The organism is Stenotrophomonas sp. YJH_SMC_27 (genome assembly GCF_059369815.1).
Genome location: NZ_JCAFTA010000001.1, coordinates 155,399 through 171,220, shown reverse-complemented (window position 1 = coordinate 171,220; position 15,822 = coordinate 155,399). Strand labels below are relative to the sequence as shown.

The following is a 15,822-nucleotide window of genomic DNA, read 5'->3' as shown; positions in this document are numbered from 1 at the left end:
TCAGGCGGTGGCCAGCAGCAGGGGCAGTGCGGTGGGCTGCGGGCTGGCGTCGATGCGGCGTGGCTGCAGCAGGCTGCCATCGAGCAGGCGCGGCAACAGCGCGATTGCATCGTGGAAGGTAGCGATGGCGGCATGCCCGATGCCGGCATTGGCGCAATGGGTGATCAGGCGGCGCTTGGCGAACACGAAGTCGGCATCTTCGGATACGCAGAAATCCGAGCTGCCGTCACCGATCATCAGCACGCGCGGTGCTTCGTTGGCGCGCGCCTGCGCGGCGCAGGTGCATTTGCAGGTGCCACTGCGGCAGCCTTCGGCCTGGTAGGGCGATTCCAGTTCCCAGTGGTCCCCGCACCAGCGCAGGTGGTTGGCCACCACCGGCAGTCGCGACAGGCCATGGTTGGCGAGGATGCGGTGGATCGCATAATCCAGGCCGTCGCTGACGATGCGCAGTGGCACGCCCAGCTGCTCGGCGCGGGCGACGAAGGCGACGAAGCCCGGATCGATCTGCACCTGGTCCAGGTGCGCATCGAGCGTGGCCGGGTCCAGCTTCAGCAGCCGCACCTGGCCCTGCATGCATTCGCGCGAGCCGATCTTTCCAGCCTTCCATTGGTCTTCCAGTTCCTGCCAGCCCGGCTGGCCGTACTTTTCCAGCAGCGCGTCGATGACATCTTCGAGGCTGATGGTGCCATCGAAGTCACACAGGATGCTCCAGTGCATGGGCAGGTCCGTCGATGAAAGAAACGCCCGGCCCGATGCCGGGGCAAGCTCAATGTAGGCAGGCCGCCTTTCTCGTTCCTTTCCTGTTGAAAGGCTTCATTGACGGGCTGGGAAAGCGTTCAGGAAGGTGCATGGATGAATGCGTGAGGTGCGGTCTATTCGTGCGTCTTGAAGTCACGCGCGGGCCAGCACCTGCAGTATTTCGGCCGTCTCTTCACGGGTCTGCCAGGCGCTGTTGCCAAGCGTCAGCATGCGTGCGGCGAAGTCGCGTGCGTTGGGCATGTCGTCCTGCGGCACGATGCCGCGCAGGTACGCGTAGTCGGGCAGGGCATGGATGAACATGCGGCTGGCGCCGAGCCCGCGTGGCCACAGGTCTTTCAGTACAGCATCGCGGGCGCGCTGGCTGGGCAGCAGCAGCATCAGCATCGGCCAGGTGCCGCCGGTGCCGGCCAGGCCATCGACGACCTCCACCGCCGGCAGCTGTGCCAGCTGCACACGCAGCTGCAGTGCGCGCAGGCGCCCGGCCTGCAGGAACGCAGGCAGCCGCCGTGCGGCGTGGGCGCCCACGTTCTGCCGCCACTGGCTGACCCGGTGCTGCGGGATGTCCAGCGGGAAAATGTCTCCGACCGCGTCTTCCAGATCGCCGCGTTGCAGGGCGCTGCGCAGAGGATTGCCGTACACCAGCGACAGCAGCGAGGGGCGGTAACAGGCGGCAAGGCCCAGCAGCTGCACGCTGCGAAGCAGCTCCCAGCGCAGGCTGAAACGTACCTGTTCGGCGGCATGTTCGGCCAGCCCAGCACGCAGTTCGTCGTCACGGCTGACCAGCAGGCCGCCTTCATGCAGGCTCAGGCCCTTGCCGGCAGCCAGGCTGAAGAATCCGATATCGCCACGCAGGCCGACACTGCTGTTGCCGACCCGTGCGCCGAGTGCCTGTGCGGCGTCCTCGATCACCCAGGCGCCGGCGTTGCGGGCGACTTCGCAGGCCAGTTCGACATCGGCGATGCGCCCGCCCAGGTGGGTCGGCAGGATCGCCAGCGTGCGCGCATCGGCCAGACGCCTGAGCTGGCCGGGATCAAAGTCGAAATGGCCGTGGCGGGTATCGCACAGCTGCACGCGCAGGCCCAGGCTGTGCACCGCGATCGGCACCAGCGGGCAGGTATAGGCCGGCAGGATCACGGTGTCGCGCTTGGGCGCACGCTTGCGCAGCGTACGCAGCGCGATCAGCAGCGCGTGCGTGCCGGAACAGGTCAGCTGCAGTGGCGGTGTGCCGAGCTGGCTGGCCAGGATCGCGCGCAGGTCGCCTCCACCGGGAAGGAAGTCGCTGGCCTGCATCGGCAGGCCAGCCGTCGGCGGCAGTTCGCGCGCGAACAGGCTCATCGCCGCGCGCTCATGGCGTGCTTGCGGCGGGGCTGTGTGGATCGTCTGCTTCGGCGCGACCGAGGCAGGCGATGCCGGCCACGATCAGGACCGCACCGACCAGGTGGTGCAGGGTCAGTGGTTCGTTCAACAGCCACGCCGACAGCAGCAGCACGCTGATCACTTCCAGGTGCGAAGCCGCGAACGCCGGACCGATCGGCGCATGCCGCAGCAGGCTCATCCAGGTGAAGAACGCCCCCACGTAGCCGAGGATGGCGCCGTACACCCACGGCTGCGACAGCACGCGCAGCAGCCACGCCGTGTTGGCCTCGACCGGCAGCGCGGCGTCGCCGGCGTATTTGAAGCACAGCTGGGCCAGTGTGTCGAAGGCCATCAGCAGCGGGAAGCCGATGACATACAGGCGCCTCATGAGCCGGCCCCCACCACCGCCACGCCCGCCGTGACCAGCAACATGCCGGTCACCCGCAGCGGCGTGAGTTTCTCGCGGAACAGGAAACGGCCGGCGATCATCAGCGCGACGATGTTGATCGAGCCCAACAGCACGCCCTTGGACAACGGTACCAACGACAGGAACGCGATCCAGGCGACGAACTCAAGCACGTAGCAGGCGATGCCGATCCACAGCCAGGGGCGGCTGAGCATGTGTTTCCAGCGTTGCAGTCCTTCGCCTTCCTGCGGATCGCTGGCGGCGGCCTTGAAGGCGAGCTGGCCACCGGTATCGAGTACCACATTGGCCAGCCACAGCAGCGTGGCAAGTACCCCCATTTCAGGCCACCGCCTTGAGCACGCCGCTGCGTTCACCGATCTCGGTGAAAAAACGCGCGCTGCGGCGGATCACCTCGCGGCGTTCGCGGTCGATGGTGATCATGTGGTAACTGTCCTCCAGCACCACCAGTTCCTTTGGGCCGCTGACCCGCGACATCACCAGTTCGGCATTTCCCATGCTGGCCACGTCGTCCTCGCGGGCGTGCATCACCAGGCATGGTGCGGTGACCTGGTGCAGGTGGCGGCGGGTCCAGTTGCTCAGCGCACGCATCTCGGCCAGCGCGTGCCAGGGATTGCCCGGCAGGCCGGCGGCGGCGCTGTCGCCGGACAGCATGGCGGCGCTGACCTGCGCACGGAGGCGCTCGTCGCGAAGGCCGTACGGCGGTTCTTCCATGAACATGCGGTCGCGGCCGATGTTGAAGCGTTTGAACCACGGCAGCAGGAACGAGAGGCGGGCGACAGCGGGTATGTTCCAGCCGTCGTAGCGGAACGTGGCGCCATACACGCCGACGCCGGACACCCAGTCCGGTCGTCGAGCAGCAAGTGCCAGCGACAGCACCGCGCCCATCGACAGGCCACCGACGAACAGCTGGTCGACCTTGCCGCGCAGGGTGGCCGCCGCATCCTCCACGCCCTGGTACCACTGTTCCCAGGTGGTCGCCAGCAGGTCATCCACGCTCCCGCAATGGCCGGGCAGCTGCACGCCGTGTACGGTGAAGCCGGCGTTGTTCAGGCCCTTGCCCAGCATGCGCATTTCCGCCGGGGTACCGGTCAGGCCATGGACCAGCAGCACGCCCTGGCGGCCACCGGGGAGGAAGAAGTCGTGCGATTCGGTCACCTGGCGGCTCCGGGACGGCAGTGGGGAGGGTCAGGATCGCAAGCGCGATTTTCGCCAGCCTTTCAGCGTCCCGGCCGGGTCAGGATGCCTTCAGCAGCGGCAGCGAGATGGCGACCTTCAGTCCACCACCGGGCCGGTTCAGGAAACTCAGGCGGCCGCCGAAGTGTTCCACCGCTTCGTGGGCGATGGCCAGGCCCAGGCCGGTCCCGCTGGCAGTGGTGCCGGGGGCCCGGAAAAAGCGCTCGCCCAGCCGTGGCATCACGTCGTCCGGCACGCCGGGACCGTTGTCTTCCACATACAGTTCGACATCATTGTCGTCCAGCGCATGCACGCCGACGGTGACGGTCGCACCGCGGCCGGCATAGCGCAGCGCATTGTCGATCAGGTTGTCCAGTGCCTCCTGCAGCTGGGCACCGTTGCCGAGCACGCGCAGAGGGTGGGGACTGCCGAGGTAGCCCAGGTCGATGCCGTCGCGGATCGCTTCGGGCACGCGCATGCCGACCCACTGTGGCACCCGTTCGCACAGGTCCAGTGCCTCCACGGTATCGGGCACGGTCTGCGCCCGGCTCAGCGCCAGCAGCTGGGTGCTGACCCGCGCGGTGCGCTGGTTGAGCCGGCGGATGTGCTGCAGTGCCTCGCGCACCGTGTCCGGGTCGCCATGCGCCAGTGCCTGGTCCACGTGCAGGGCCATGCCGGCCAACGGCGAGCGCAGCTGGTGCGCGGCGTCGGCGATGAAACGGTTCTGCAGGGTGATCATTTCCGCCTGGCGGGCAAACAGATCGTCGATGGTGCTGATCAGCGGCTGGATCTCCTCCGGCACGTCGGCGTCGGAGATCGGCGCCAGTTCGCCGCGGCGCTGTGCCAGGCGGGTCCTCAGCGGGGTCAGGATGCGCAGGCCATGGGTCACCCCGAACCAGACCAGCGCGGCGGTGCCCAGCGCCAGCATGGTCATCAGCGGGATGATGATCATCAGGATCTCTCGCGCGCGCTGGCGTCGTTCGGCCATGCTTTCGGCCACCGTCACCGCCAGCTGGTCCTGCGGATCGTTCATCGCACGCGTGCAGACGGTGGCCATGCGCACCGGCTGGCCGTTGAGAATGCCGTCGTACAGGGTGGGGTCCACGCCGGTGCATTCCTGCGAAGGCGCGTAGGCACTGAAATCCGCATTGCCGCTGAGTGTCCCCTGGCGGCTGCTGTCGACGTTGAAATAGCGATGGCCGTCGGGCTCGTACTCGATCAGGAAGCGCGCCTGAGGTGACAGCTCGCTGGTCACCGGCATGCCGCTCAGCATCTGCGCGAAGGAGTGCGTGTCGTCGATGAGGTTGCGGTCGTGGATGCGGTTGGAGTAGTCCAGCGCAACGTAGTAGGCCAGGATCGTATTGAAAGTGAGCAGGGCCAGCATCGGCAGCGCCAGGAAGGCAAGCAGGCGCCGGCGCAGGCTGGGCGGTCCACTGATCACGGGGCGCTGTCGTCCTGCGCGTCTTCCAGCATGTAGCCCAGCCCGCGCACGGTGCGGATGCCCATGCCGCCGGGCTGCAGCTTGCGGCGCAGGCGGTGCAGGGCGATGTCCAGGCCGTTGTCGGTCAGGTCCTGGCCCCAGTCGCACAGCGCTTCCACCAGCTGCGCGCGCGATACGATGCGCTCGGCGCGAACGGCCAGCGCCGACAGCAGGCCGAACTCGCGTGCGGTCAGTTCAAGTGATTGGTCGTCGATCCAGACGCGGTGCCCGGCCAAGTCCAGGCGCAAGCGGCCGACGCGCAGGTCCGGATTACCATTGCTGGTGACCCGCCGCAGCTGTGCTCGCACGCGGGCTTCGAATTCGTCCAGTGCGAACGGCTTGACCAGGTAGTCATCGGCGCCGAGGTCGAGCACGCGTACCCGCTCGGCCAGGCCGTCACGTGCGGTCACCACCAGCACCGCCAGGCCATCGCCGCGCTGGCGCAGGCGTTGCAGCACGTCGCGGCCATCCAGTTGCGGCAGGCCCAGGTCCAGCACCAGCAGCGCGTACTGCGTCGAGCCCAGTGCAGCATCGGCGTGCGCACCGTTGTCGACGTGGTCGACCACGTGCCCCTGCCGGCGCAGCGAGGCGCACAGGCCGGAGGCGATATCCGGGTCGTCTTCAGCAATCAGAACGCGCATGCGCGGGGCTCCTGTAACGGTCAGGCCCACCGGATGGACGGGTTGGGCCTCTCGGCTGCCGAAGGGTAGCCGCAAACCGGGTGAAGGTGGAGCGCGCCGGCACCTCCCGGCACCGTCGCGCTGTCCCTCCATTCAGTCCTGCAGGCCCGGCTCACCCAGCGCCAGCGGCACCCGCGAACCATCCAGCAGGCCACGGCTGAGCTTGCCATCCTCGATGAACAGCAGTTCGCCGTTCTCGCCGTTCTTGATGCTGCTGTCGATCGCGATTACGCGGTCGCCATGGAAGCTGCTGACGTGCGGCATCGAAGTGTGGCCGACCACGATGCGGGTGAGCTGCAGGCGGTCGAGCACGGCCTGCACACCCGCGGTGTCGAGGCGGCCATCGAAATAGCCGCGGTACCAGATCGGGCTGGTCTTGCCGTCATACAGCGGTGCCGTGGCCGGGTCGGCCTTCACTTCGGCTTTGGGCAGGCCCAGCGAGGCCTGATAGGCCGCGTTGGTGCGTGCCGGGTCCAGCGCCAGCTGCACCGCCTCGGGCGAGATGCCGCCGTGCAGGAACAGGGTATCGCCGATCTTCAGCAGCACCGGACGGGTGCGCAGCCACTGCCCGATCACCGAATCGGCACCATACAGCTGCGGGTAGCTGCGGCCCAGCAGCTGGGCGCTGCGCAGGTACTTCGGGTTGACGTAGCGCAGGTCGTCGTACAGCACCATGGTTTCGTGGTTGCCGAGCACGAAGTGCACGGCGCCACCGGCGGCGGCGGCCTGCTGCTGCAGGCCGTAGAGCAGCCAGAACGCCTCGGTCACCTGCGGGCCGCGGTCGAACACGTCGCCGGCGATGACCAGTGTGTCCTTGCCCAGCGCCCAGCGATCCTCCGCGTCGATCACGTGGTGGGCGCGCAGCAGGCGCACCAGCAGCCCGTACTGGCCATGGATGTCCGACAGCGCGACGATGCGCGGTGCAGCCGGCAGCACGGAAATCGAAGGTGCGTTCGGCGCGGCCACATGTACGGTGTGCTCGTAGCCACAGCGCGGCGCGATATCGGTGCCCGTCGTGTTGATGGCCAGCGTGCGCGACTCGACCTTGTCGTCGCAGATCCACTTGGCCTGCAGCTGGTCGCCCTGGCGGAACACATAGGGGCCATCGGCCTGCACGTGGTCGGCGGGCGCGGCAACCTCGCGGGCCTGCGTGGTTGCTGTGGCGCAGGCCAGCAGCGGCAACAGCAGGGCGGTCAGCAGGGAAGGGCGACAGCGCGACATCGGCGGCATCCAGCGGCGGAAAGATCCGATGCTAACCGGCGCGGGCGTCCGTCGGTGTGCGCGAGTGGGCGGATCAGGCGCCGCGCCGGTCGTCCTTGAGCTTGCGCACGCGGGTGGCGGCGGCCTGCAGCGGCTGACCGTCGCGCCCGTGTGGCTGCATGTAGGGCAGTGGTCGCCGCGTGCTGGATTCGATCAACTGCGAATGGGTTTCACCGGCGCTGAAGCGATGGCGTTCTCCCCACTGGCGCAGCGCGACCAGCAGCGGGAACAGTTCCTGGCCGGCGTGGGTGAGCACGTATTCCTGGTAGGCCGAGCCATCGGAGGCCGGTTGCAGTTGCAGGATGCCGGCCTCGACCAGCCTGCGCAGGCGATCGCTGAGGATGTTGCGCGCCGCGCCGAGGCTGCGCTGGAAGTCGCCGAAGCGGCTGACGCCGTCGAAGGCATCGCGGATCACCAGCAGTGCCCAGCGATCACCGAGCAGGTCGGCGCTGCGGGCAACGGGGCAGGGACTGTTGGCGTGCATGCTGGGGCCTCCGAATGTGGTTGCAGTTTAAAACCAATGGCGATAGCCTGCATCAAGTTTCAAATTGCAACTACATCATGAGCGCATCGATGTCCCGCCCATTGCTGACCCTGCTCGCGGTCGCGGCCGGCGCCAGCGTGGCCAACGTCTATTACGCGCAACCGCTGCTGGATCGGCTGGCACAGGCCTTCGCACTGGACCGTGCCGTGGCGGGCGCAGTGTTGGCGGCAACCCAGGCCGGCAGCGTGCTTGCATTGCTCGGCCTGCTGCCGCTGGCCGATCGCGGTGACCGGCGGCGCCTGCTGCGGCTGCAGCTGGCGGCACTGGTGGCGGCCCTGCTGTGGCTGGCAGCGGCACGCACGACCGGTTGGCTGCTGTCGGCCATGCTGCTGGCCGGACTGCTGGGCACCGCGCTCACCCAGGGCTTGATCGCCTATACGGCAGCGATGGCTCTGGCCGCCCAGCGCGGGCGCGTGGTGGGGGTGGTGCAGGGTGGGGTGTTCATCGGGCTGCTGCTGGCGCGTGTGCTGTCCGGCACGGTGGCGGCCATTGCCGGCTGGCAAGCGGTCTATCTGCTTTCGGCAGCGCTGATGGCGGCCTTGGCCGTACTGCTGTGGCGGCGCCTGCCGGCCGTGCCGATACCCGCAGTGCCGCCGCGCTGGCGCGACCTGATCGGCTCGATGCTGGGCATGCTGCGCCGCGATCGAACGCTGCGCGAGCGCGGGCCGCTGGCATTGCTGCTGTTTGCCGGCCTCAATGTGTTCTGGGCGGCGGCACCCTTGCCGCTGTCGGCACCGCCGCTGCACTGGTCAACCGCAGCCATCGGCGCGCTCGGCCTGGCCGGCGTGGTCGGTGCGCTGATGGCGGCGCGGGTCGGACACTGGATGGACCGTGGTTTCGCGCATCGGGTCAGCCTCGGCGCGCTGTTGTTGATGCTGGTCGCGTGGTGGCCGCTGCTGGGCCTGCCGCGTTCGCTGTCCTTGCTTTTGCTGGGTGTGGTCGTGCTCGACCTCGGCGGCCAGGCACTCCATGTCTCGAACCAGGGATTGTTGCTGCGTGCACCGGCAGAACAGCATGGGCGCCTGGTGGCGTTGTACATGTTGTTCTATGCAGTTGGCAGTGGGGCGGGTGCGGCTGCGGGGCCTTGGGTGCAGGCCCGGCATGGCTGGCCAGCAGTGTGCCTGTTGGGCGCCGGCATCGCGCTGCTGGCGCTGCTGTGGTGGGCAGCATGGCGGATGGTGGCGTTCAACGCATCGGCTGGCGCGCGAACCGGTAGAGTCGACTGTCGGTAGAGTCGACTGTCAGTCGACTGCTCTTCGCCCCGCGTGCGAAAAATCCCGCGCTGCGCGCGATAGTCGACCAGCGGTCGACTCTACCTGTCCTGTCGTCATCGCTGCAGTGCACGCCGCCCCGGGGCTTCCTGCAGGTCCGCGCTGGCCACCACCACGCGGTTGCGGCCGCTGCGCTTGGCCTCGTACATCGCCGCGTCTGCGCGTGCCATCAACCGCTCGTAGTCCGGATGACCATCGTGACCGGCCACGCCGATGCTGGCGGTCAGCTCCAGCACCTGGCCATTGGCTAGTGCTACCGGTGATTGTGCGATCTGCCGGCGCAGGCTCTCGGCGATCACGGTCGCCTGCGACTCGCTGGCCGCCACCAGCACCACCACGAATTCTTCGCCGCCATAGCGGAACAGGTAGTCGCTGCCCCGCGTGAGTTGGCCGAGCAGGCCGGCCACGTGCTGCAACGCGCGGTCGCCGGCATCGTGGCCGTGGCCGTCGTTGATCGCCTTGAAGTGATCCAGGTCGAGCAGCAGCAGCGAGAACGGCGTGCCGTTGCGCGTGGCCAGCTCGATTTCCCGCCGCAGCACGGTTGGCAGGAAGCGGCGGTTGAGCAGGTTGGTCAGCGCATCGCTGCCGGCATCCAGTTCGCCGATGCGCTCGAACAGCAGGGTCATCAGGGTGCGGATGGCGGCCAGATCCTCGCGGATGGCCGGCAGCACCGCCAGCCGCTGCGCCGGGGCATCGTTGCTTGCCTGTTGCAGGTTCCCGTCGATGCGGGCCATCAGCTGGCCGACCTGCTGGGTTTCGCTGCTCTCGCCGAAGCTGGGGATGCCCTTGTGGGTGAACCACAGGCCGAATTCCGAGGTCGCCAGGCTGGCGCTTTCGCCGGCCTGCACGTGGCCGGCCAGTGCGTACAGCAGTGCGTTTTCCCAGTCCAGCAGCAGGGCGCGCTGGCGCTCGCGCTCGGTGCTGACGTTCTGCACCAGCGAGAACAACCGGTAGGCCGCATCGGCACGGGTGGATCGTTCGCGCGCATGGGTGTAGGCCAGGGTCATGCCTTCCATGGCGATGTCCATGATTGCGCTGAGGCAGTCGATGGCGGCGAACGCGGTGGCACTGTCGGGTGCGTCGTCGCGCAGGCGCACGAACAGCTCGTGCTTGAGCACGCGCGCGCCGCGGGTGACCAGGTCGACCGGAATGCCGACCCGGGCATGCACATCGCCGATCACCCGTTGCGAGGCCACGGCACTGGCGATCCTGTCGCGATCAGTGGTCAGCAGTTGCACCAGCCAGCGCTGCATGGCCGGCTGCAGGCGCTGCTTGACCTGGTCGTGGGACAGGAAGCGGCGTGCACGCCCGTCCTGCAGCAGCACTTCGTAAAAGCGCTGTGCCAGCACGGCTGGGGCATCGGTGGCTGCGGCCTTGAGCAGCGCGGTGGCGGCAGGGCCAGCCTGTTGCAGGCAGTGCTGCCAGGCTTCGGCCAGCGGCTGGCTGGCATCGTCCAGTTGCGGTGTTTCCACGTCGATCTCTGACTGCGTACGACAAACCACGGGTATCGGCCGTGGCGGCGTGCGGTTGATGGCGGGTTAGCCGGCCAGTTTACGCGCGGTGCAGCGTTGCACGGTGCGCAAAGCACATCCGTGCCCCTGCGGCAATGAGTGAACGCATTTGAGAATCACTCGCATTGATGGGAGAATGTACGCACGGATCGGGCCGCAGGCGACTGCAGCGACGCTCCGCCTCCCCCTTGTCGTTGCCTCAAGCCCTTTGCCAGAGGCCCCGTTGCCCTGCCAGAAGGTCCAGATCATGTCTCCTGCCGTTGTCCTCTCGCCGCGCCCGCTGGCGCTTGCCGTTGCCGCCCTGCTGGCGGGCAGCGCCCTGATCGCCAAGGCTGAAACCGACGCCACCGATATCGACACGGTGCATGTCACCGCCTCGCAGATTGCCCGCCAGGCGTTGGGCACTTCGACCATCACCGCTGAGGACATCGCCAGGCGCCCGCCGGCCAACGACATCGCCGAACTGCTGCGCACCATGCCGGGCGTCAACCTGACCGGCAACAGCGCCTCGGGCCAGTACGGCAACAACCGCCAGATCGACCTGCGTGGCATGGGCCCGGAAAACACCCTTATCCTGGTCGACGGCAAGCGCGTCGGTGCCCGTGATGCCGTGCGCATGGGGCGCAGCGGCGAGCGCAATACCCGCGGCGATACCAACTGGGTGCCGGCGGAAATGATCGAGCGCATCGAAGTGCTGCGCGGCCCGGCGGCGGCACGCTACGGCTCCGGTGCTTCCGGCGGCGTGGTCAACATCATCACCAAGCACCCGACCGGCGATCTGACCGGTGCGGTCGACCTGTTTGGGTTGGTGCCCGAGCACAGCGCCGAAGGGGGCAGCGAGCGCGTCGGCCTGCAGCTCAGCGGGCCGATGACCGATACCCTGTCGTTCCGCCTGTACGGCAATCTCAACAGGACCGACGCCGATTCGCTGGACCTCAATCGCCGGTACGCGACGAATCCGAACGCGGTGCCGCCAGCCGGCCGCGAGGGTGTCAAGAACCGCGACGTCAACGCGCTGCTGCGCTGGGACGTGACCGCCAACCAGGTGGTGGAGTTCGAAGCCGGCACCAGCCGCCAGGGCAACATCTACGCCGGCGACCGCGCCGTCAGCACCACCGGTACCTCGACCGGCGTCGATCTGGCGGCACTGGCCGAGGGCGAAGCGGAGACCAACCGCATGTACCGCAACACCGGTGCGGTCACCCACCGCGGCCGTTGGGGTGATGTCACTTCGCGGGTGACGGCCGCAGTCGAGGCGGTCAACAACTCGCGCATCAATGAAGGCCTGGCCGGTGGCCCGGAAGGCAGCTTCAACGGCACCGACTGGTCTACCTCGCGCCTGCGCAACTACCAACTGGATGGCGAAGTGAGCTTCCCGACCGCGCTGGGCGGCGCAGAGAACATCTGGACGCTCGGCTTTGAATACCTGGACAGCCGCCTGACCGATCCGTATTCGATGAGCCAGTCCAGCAGCAGCGGCGGCGGTATTCCAGGGTTGTCGGCCGACCGTGCGCGGGGCAAGGCCGACGCGCAGACCACGGCGGCGTTCGTGGAAGACAACATCTACCTGGGTGAGCGCTGGATCGTTACCCCGGGCCTGCGCTTCGACCACCACAGCCAGTTCGGCAACAACACCAGCCCCAGCCTCAATGCGCAGTTCCGCATCAACAGCGACTGGGTGGTGAAGGGCGGCATTGCCCGCGCGTTCAAGGCGCCGAACCTGTACCAGTCGAATCCGGACTATCTCTACTACACCCGCGGCAACGGCTGCCCCAATGCGCTGCCGAGCCTGGGCGCCGGTTGCTACATGCGCGGCAACGCGGACCTGAAGGCGGAAACCAGCCTGAACAAGGAACTGGGCATCGAGTGGGCACCGCAGAGCGGCTGGCAGGCGTCGTTGACCTACTTCCACAACGATTACAAGGACAAGATCCAGGCCGGATACACCCAGATCGGGCTGACCGCCGACACCAAGGGCCGCATCTTCCGCTGGGAGAACGCGCCGAAGGCGATCGTGCAGGGGCTGGAAGGCAACCTGGTCATTCCGCTGCTGGGCGAGCAGGGCAACCGCCTGAAGTGGAGCAACAACTTCACCTACATGGTGGAAAACGAGAACAAGACCACGCATCAGCCGCTGTCGGTGATTCCGAAGTACACGATCAACACCATGCTGGACTGGCAGGCCACCGACAGGCTGTCCGTGTTGCTGACCGGCACCTTCTACGGCAGGCAGGAACCGGCCACGACCAACATCAACAACGACCCGCGCTGCACTGGCAGCTGCGATGCATCGATCGCGCTGCAGGATCGTGGCGCGTACAACATCTGGGGCGTGAGCGCGCGCTACAAGGTGACCGAGACGGTCAGCTTCGGTTTCGGAGTGAACAATCTGGCCGACAAGCGCTTGTTCCGCGAGGCCAACAGCAGCGATGCCGGGGCGGCGACCTACAACGAGCCGGGCCGCGCATACTGGGCCAGCCTGCGCTTCGGCTTCTGACCGCAGGCGGTCGTCGGTCTGCAGCCCTCGCCGGGCCATGCCCGGCGAGGGCTCGTGTGGCCTGCAATGTTATAAACATCGTAATAGTCTCCCCCGCCGGCACCGCGTAGCCTGCACCGCATCGCAAAGGAGCTGTTGCCATGGGCCACGACCACGACCACCTGCCATCCCAGATCCGCCACGAGAAACCCCTGTGGTGGGCACTCGGCCTGACCACCACCTTCCTCGTCGTCGAAGTGGTGGGCGCGTTCTGGACCAACAGCCTGGCGCTGCTGTCCGACGCCGCACACATGGCCACCGATGCGCTGGCGCTGATGATCGCGCTGGTCGCGGTGCGGCTGAGCCGGCGCCCGCCGGATGCGCGCCGCACCTACGGCTATGCACGGCTGGAAGCGTTGGGCGCGATGATCAACGGTGCCATGCTGTTCGTGGTCGCCGCCTACATCCTGTGGGAGGCGGTCGGCCGTTTCCGCCAGCCGCAGGAGATCGCCTCCTCCGGCATGCTGGTGATTGCTGCGGCGGGCCTGGTCATCAACCTGATCTCGATGCGCCTGCTGCAGGCGGGCAGTGGCGAGAGCCTCAACGTGAAGGGCGCCTACCTGGAAGTATGGGCCGACATGCTCGGCTCGGTGGCAGTGATTGCGGGCGCATTGTTGATCAAGTGGACCGGATGGAAACCGATCGACCCGATCCTGGCGGTGCTGATCGGCCTGTGGGTGCTGCCGCGTACCTACGTGCTGATGCGTGAGGCGATCAACGTGCTGCTGGAAGGCGTGCCCAAGGGCATGGATGTGGCCAGGGTGCGCGACAGCCTGGCCGGCCACGCCGCAGTCCTGGACGTGCATGACCTGCACGTGTGGGCGCTGGCTTCAAGCACGCCGGCGCTGACCGCGCACATCGTGATGCGCGACGGCACCGACGCCGATGCATTGCGCCGCGAGCTGGGCGGTCGCCTGCATGATGACTTCGGTATCGAGCACGTGACACTGCAGATTGAAGCGGACCATTGTGGCGAAGCCTGTGGCGGGCCGGCGCCGGCCAAGGGCGGCGGACACGAGGGCCACAAGGCCCACGACCATGGCGAGGACGCGCAGGGCCATCGCGGTCACGTGCATCGCTGATCGAAGATGACGCGCGTGCCGGGAGATGCCTGGCGCAGCTATTCGTCCCGTCGCGAGGCGAGCCGATCCGCCAGTCGGGTCGGCTCCGGCAGCCGGTAACCGCGCAGGGTGCGCTGCACCCAGGCCAGCGCGGTATCGGCACTGACCCGATGGCCGCCGGCCACGAACAGCGGCTTGCAGCGCACCTTGCTGCGCAGCACCCAGCCCAGTTGCTCGTCGCCCTCCAGCAGCGGTGTATGCGCACCAGCTTCGGCGCCCGGTTCGACGAACCTTCCCACCAGTTTCGATTTCGCCACGCCGATGCTCGGCAGATCGGTGACCACGCCAAGATGCGCGGTGACGCCAAGCCGGCGCGGATGGCTGATGCCGTGGCCATCGACGAACACCAGATCCGGCGCCTGCGGCAGCAGCGCCAGTGCCGCCAGCAGCGCCGGCAGCTCGCGGAAGCTGAGCAGGCCCGGGATATAGGGCATCAGTGTGGGAACCCGCGCGATCTCCTGCGCCACGGGCTGCAGCGTCTTCGCATCCAGCAGCACCGCCGCGGCGCGGGTGATGGCGCCGTTGTCTTCAAAGCCGACATCCAGCCCGGCCAGCCAGCGCGTGTCGCGGGGCAAGCGGTCCTGGCGCTCCACGCGGCTGGCAAGCTGGATCTGCTGCGCGCGGGCAGCGGCGACGCTGCCTTCCCAGCGTCCGGGGTCGATCACCGTACTCATTGGCCACAGCATCGCATGCGCGGCGCCACGGCCCGGTGAGCGGCGGCCGGGCTACAATGGCGGCCTGCCTATCCTCGCGTTGGAGACCCTGCAGTGACCCGTAGACTCGTACTGTTGCGCCATGGCCAGAGCCAGTGGAACCTGGACAACCGCTTCACCGGTTGGGTCGATGTTGACCTGACCGAGCAGGGGCGTCGCGAAGCGGCCGCCGCCGGTCGCCTGATGCGCGAGGAAGGCCTGCAGTTCGACGTCGCCCATACCTCCGTACTGAAGCGCGCCATCCACACCCTGCAGGGTGCGCTGGCCGAGCTGGAGCAGGACTGGCTGCCGGTGAACAAGTCCTGGCGCCTCAATGAGCGCCACTACGGCGGCCTGCAGGGCCTGGACAAGGCCGAGACCGCGGCCAAGCACGGCGAGGAGCAGGTCAAGGTGTGGCGTCGTTCGTACGACATCCCGCCGCCGCCGATGGAACTGGAAGATCCGGGCCACCCGATCCATGACCGCCGTTACGCCGGTCTGGACCGCAACGCGCTGCCGGGCACCGAGTCGCTGGCCACCACCCTGGATCGCGTGCTGCCGTACTGGCACGACGCCATCGCCCCGCAGCTGAAGGACGGCAAGACCGTGCTGGTCACCGCCCACGGCAACTCGCTGCGCGCGCTGTACAAGTACCTCAACAATGTCTCGCGCGAGGAAATCCTCGAGCTGAACATCCCGACCGGCATCCCGCTGCTGTTCGAACTGAACGATGACCTGACCGTGCAGTCGTTCCGCTACTTGGGCGACCCGGAAGCGGCGCGCAAGGCCGCCGAAGCCGTGGCCAACCAGGGCAAGGCGAAATAAGAAGCAGAAGGCCGGCGCAAGCCGACCTTCGCTTTTGTAGAGCCGAGCCCACGCTCGGCTGCTTTGGGATTTTGCCGCACGAAGCATGAACCCGGAACGGAGAGCAGTCGAGCATGGCTCGACTCTACAGAAGGACGCTCTGTGACCTTTGGCCGGTCCCCAACCTCACGCCCCCGGCTACCCTGTG

15 protein-coding genes are annotated in these 15,822 nt (G+C 67.6%); 4 read left to right on the top strand and 11 right to left on the bottom strand.

Annotated elements, in window-relative coordinates:
- The 9 genes from AC5P7R_RS00755 to AC5P7R_RS00715 form a co-directional block, all read right to left on the bottom strand.
- Nucleotides 1-717: an MtnX-like HAD-IB family phosphatase gene (locus AC5P7R_RS00755; protein WP_021202493.1), complete on the bottom strand. Its 717-nt coding sequence runs from the start codon at nucleotides 715-717 to the stop codon at nucleotides 1-3.
- A gap of 174 nt (nucleotides 718-891) precedes the next feature.
- On the bottom strand, nucleotides 892-2,094 hold the full coding sequence (locus AC5P7R_RS00750) for a DegT/DnrJ/EryC1/StrS family aminotransferase (RefSeq protein ID WP_111098993.1): 1,203 nt from the start codon (nucleotides 2,092-2,094) through the stop codon (nucleotides 892-894).
- A gap of 10 nt (nucleotides 2,095-2,104) precedes the next feature.
- Nucleotides 2,105-2,503, bottom strand: a complete 399-nt coding sequence (locus AC5P7R_RS00745; RefSeq protein ID WP_019659193.1) for a DMT family transporter — start codon at nucleotides 2,501-2,503, stop codon at nucleotides 2,105-2,107.
- Nucleotides 2,500-2,859, bottom strand: coding sequence for an EamA family transporter (locus tag AC5P7R_RS00740; RefSeq protein ID WP_033834507.1), 360 nt, complete (start codon nucleotides 2,857-2,859; stop codon nucleotides 2,500-2,502). Before AC5P7R_RS00740 ends, AC5P7R_RS00745 begins: the two co-directional genes overlap by 4 nt.
- 1 nt (nucleotide 2,860) lies before the next feature.
- On the bottom strand, nucleotides 2,861-3,697 hold the full coding sequence (locus AC5P7R_RS00735) for an alpha/beta hydrolase (protein WP_478436288.1): 837 nt from the start codon (nucleotides 3,695-3,697) through the stop codon (nucleotides 2,861-2,863).
- Between the two features lie 79 nt (nucleotides 3,698-3,776).
- A complete protein-coding gene (locus tag AC5P7R_RS00730; protein ID WP_227851941.1) occupies nucleotides 3,777-5,156 on the bottom strand; it encodes a sensor histidine kinase in 1,380 nt (459 codons plus the stop codon).
- Nucleotides 5,153-5,836: a response regulator gene (locus tag AC5P7R_RS00725; protein ID WP_019659189.1), complete on the bottom strand. Its 684-nt coding sequence runs from the start codon at nucleotides 5,834-5,836 to the stop codon at nucleotides 5,153-5,155. The genes AC5P7R_RS00730 and AC5P7R_RS00725 overlap by 4 nt, the downstream gene beginning before the upstream one ends.
- 132 nt (nucleotides 5,837-5,968) lie before the next feature.
- On the bottom strand, nucleotides 5,969-7,096 hold the full coding sequence (locus AC5P7R_RS00720) for a metallophosphoesterase (RefSeq protein WP_021202498.1): 1,128 nt from the start codon (nucleotides 7,094-7,096) through the stop codon (nucleotides 5,969-5,971).
- Nucleotides 7,097-7,169: 73 nt separating this feature from the next.
- Complete coding sequence (locus tag AC5P7R_RS00715; protein WP_019659187.1) at nucleotides 7,170-7,619, bottom strand: winged helix-turn-helix transcriptional regulator; 450 nt, start codon at nucleotides 7,617-7,619, stop codon at nucleotides 7,170-7,172.
- Nucleotides 7,620-7,708: 89 nt separating this feature from the next.
- On the opposite strand from AC5P7R_RS00715, the gene AC5P7R_RS00710 reads away from it, so the two are divergent.
- Nucleotides 7,709-8,911, top strand: coding sequence for an MFS transporter (locus AC5P7R_RS00710; protein ID WP_495213695.1), 1,203 nt, complete (start codon nucleotides 7,709-7,711; stop codon nucleotides 8,909-8,911).
- A 95-nt stretch (nucleotides 8,912-9,006) separates the two neighbouring features.
- Here AC5P7R_RS00710 and AC5P7R_RS00705 read toward each other — a convergent pair whose 3' ends face one another.
- Entirely contained in the window at nucleotides 9,007-10,422 is a 1,416-nt protein-coding gene (locus AC5P7R_RS00705) for a GGDEF domain-containing protein (RefSeq protein WP_021202500.1), read from the bottom strand.
- A 286-nt stretch (nucleotides 10,423-10,708) separates the two neighbouring features.
- Between AC5P7R_RS00705 and AC5P7R_RS00700 the strand changes: the two genes are divergently transcribed.
- Nucleotides 10,709-12,958 carry a TonB-dependent siderophore receptor gene (locus AC5P7R_RS00700; protein ID WP_031269560.1) on the top strand — a complete coding sequence of 750 codons (2,250 nt, stop codon included), beginning with the start codon at nucleotides 10,709-10,711 and terminating at the stop codon, nucleotides 12,956-12,958.
- A gap of 140 nt (nucleotides 12,959-13,098) precedes the next feature.
- Nucleotides 13,099-14,079, top strand: a complete 981-nt coding sequence (locus AC5P7R_RS00695; protein ID WP_021202502.1) for a cation diffusion facilitator family transporter — start codon at nucleotides 13,099-13,101, stop codon at nucleotides 14,077-14,079.
- A gap of 38 nt (nucleotides 14,080-14,117) precedes the next feature.
- Here AC5P7R_RS00695 and nfi read toward each other — a convergent pair whose 3' ends face one another.
- Nucleotides 14,118-14,792 (bottom strand): deoxyribonuclease V, encoded by a 675-nt coding sequence (nfi, locus tag AC5P7R_RS00690; RefSeq protein ID WP_495213694.1) that lies wholly within the window; start codon nucleotides 14,790-14,792, stop codon nucleotides 14,118-14,120.
- Nucleotides 14,793-14,885: 93 nt separating this feature from the next.
- Here nfi and gpmA point away from each other — a divergent pair, with 93 nt between their 5' ends.
- On the top strand, nucleotides 14,886-15,635 hold the full coding sequence (gpmA, locus tag AC5P7R_RS00685) for a 2,3-diphosphoglycerate-dependent phosphoglycerate mutase (protein WP_019659181.1): 750 nt from the start codon (nucleotides 14,886-14,888) through the stop codon (nucleotides 15,633-15,635).
- The last annotated feature ends 187 nt before the right edge of the window (nucleotides 15,636-15,822 follow it).